Raw genomic sequence first — 1,663 nt, 5'->3', positions numbered from 1 at the left:
TCCAAGCCGTCATCTGCCTGGCCCGGCGCCGCACGAACGTGCTGTGGGCCCTCATCCGCGACAACCGCGCCTGGCAGGAGCACCCACCCGCCATCACGGCTTGACACGCTCATTGAGAGTCCTTTCACGCTCGTGGACTCGGTGATCAAGGGCCGGCACGGGTAGGGAGCCTGGGATGTCGGCATCCGGCGGGTTGCCGCAGGCTGCCCCCACCCATGGAGGTGCGAATCCAGGCCATCGTGGACGGCAGGCAAATGGCCGTGCTGGGCCGCTCAGCGGATTCGGGGAACCGGCATGGGGGCCGGTGCGATCGAGAGCCGGCGGGACACGGCCCGCATCAGCGGCAGGAAGGCCGCTCAGCATCTCCGACGTCGAGTCCAGCGATCCGGCGGGAAGGCCGCGCTGGTGCGCTCGACGAGGGTCAGAGTAGCACCGGGTACCGACACGTCAACGTGCCGTGAAACTGCTGTCGAGCCAATTAGGTTCGGCGCTGCCTACAGAGCGATGCGGTTTACGACCGATCGCTGAGCCGGCCCGGTGTACTCGGTGAGGCTGAAGCGGCGATGCTCATCGGTGGGATGCACGGTAACGGCGACAACGCTCTCGTCTTCGAATCGCAGCGTGAAGACGGGGTCGAGTTCGCACAGGAATGCAAACGCCTCGCGGTCCTCGTCGCTCTCGCTGACCAGGCGACCGTCAGCCTCCCAGCCGCCGGTGACGGCGGCAATCGCGATGGCCACCTCGACGCTGCCGAGCAGGGTGGAAGAGTTCGCCCACAAGTCCAGCCAGCAGCGGCCCTCGAAGCGGTCCATACCGTCATCTTTCCGGGGCGAGGCCCAGCCGGCTGCCGGCTGTGATCCGACAACTGATGTGCGACGGGGCTCTGCCAGGTGAAGTGCGACAGATGCAGCGATCTAGGTGCGGCAGGATGGCCGCCGTCATGCCAGGCCGAAGTCGGCGGGCCTTTCGGCAGCTTTGACTCTGAACGCAGTCGTTAGGGCCTCGTCTTGGGGGCCGAGGAGGCACTCCAGATCATCGTGCCTGGACTCGGCGTAGTCACCGTCCAAGTCGTGCTCAATGAGGTCTGCTACTAGCTCGGCGAGTTCCGTCAATCCGAAGTACCGCATCGCGTCCATGGCTCGTTTCAGACGGAAGATCTCGTTCACCTCGACAGCGAAGCCCAAGCCACCACCCATCGCTGAGTTGTAGACACGCAGCAGGTACGAAAGCTGCACGATGCCTCGTGGAGTGCCCTCGGGAGCCTCGCCATCAGCGCCGTAGTCAGCCGCAAGGTTCCAGATAATGTGTAGTTCATCCAGTCCGGCGCGCTTCCACAGCGCCTCCACCTCATCCACGGCGCTCCCGAGTCCCATGCGAGCGGCTTGTGTCATGAGGTCGGATCACAGACGCAGGGTATCGGGCGGGCAACCCTGCCGGTCGGCGCACGTCCACCAAGCTCAGCCGCACTATCCGCCGCGATTAGCGCGCTGAGGTGTCGCAGATCAGTCGGCGGACGAGTGTCGCGCATCAGTCGACGGAGGACACGGCCGGCTGCCGGCCGAGTGGGAGAACTTTCCTTACATCGATCAAGGCGGCCCTTGACGGGCCGCACGCGCCGCCGCCTGGGCGCGCGCCGGCCGCTGCCGCTGTCGCTCTGCGGCCG

The 1,663-nt window shown here is 66.0% G+C and carries 2 protein-coding genes; both read right to left on the bottom strand.

The genetic code is table 11. The annotated features are described in order from the left end of the window. Positions 1–494: 494 nt before the first annotated feature. Positions 495–812 (bottom strand): hypothetical protein, encoded by a 318-nt coding sequence (locus B0E53_RS36295; RefSeq protein WP_107079899.1) that lies wholly within the window; start codon positions 810–812, stop codon positions 495–497. Between the two features lie 126 nt (positions 813–938). After that, entirely contained in the window at positions 939–1,355 is a 417-nt protein-coding gene (locus B0E53_RS36290; RefSeq protein ID WP_146167967.1) for a hypothetical protein, read from the bottom strand. Positions 1,356–1,663: the final 308 nt, after the last annotated feature.

The sequence above is a fragment of the Micromonospora sp. MH33 genome, assembly GCF_003013775.1.
In the GTDB taxonomy this organism is placed as follows: Bacteria; Actinomycetota; Actinomycetes; order Mycobacteriales; family Micromonosporaceae; genus Micromonospora; species Micromonospora fulviviridis.
This window is presented reverse-complemented; position numbering and strand designations above follow the sequence as displayed.

What these genes read in the sequence shown, in the direction of transcription:
- B0E53_RS36295 (WP_107079899.1), bottom strand. Translation starts at nt 812, where the DNA reads ATGGACCGCTTCGAGGGCCGCTGCTGGCTGGACTTGTGGGCGAACTCT.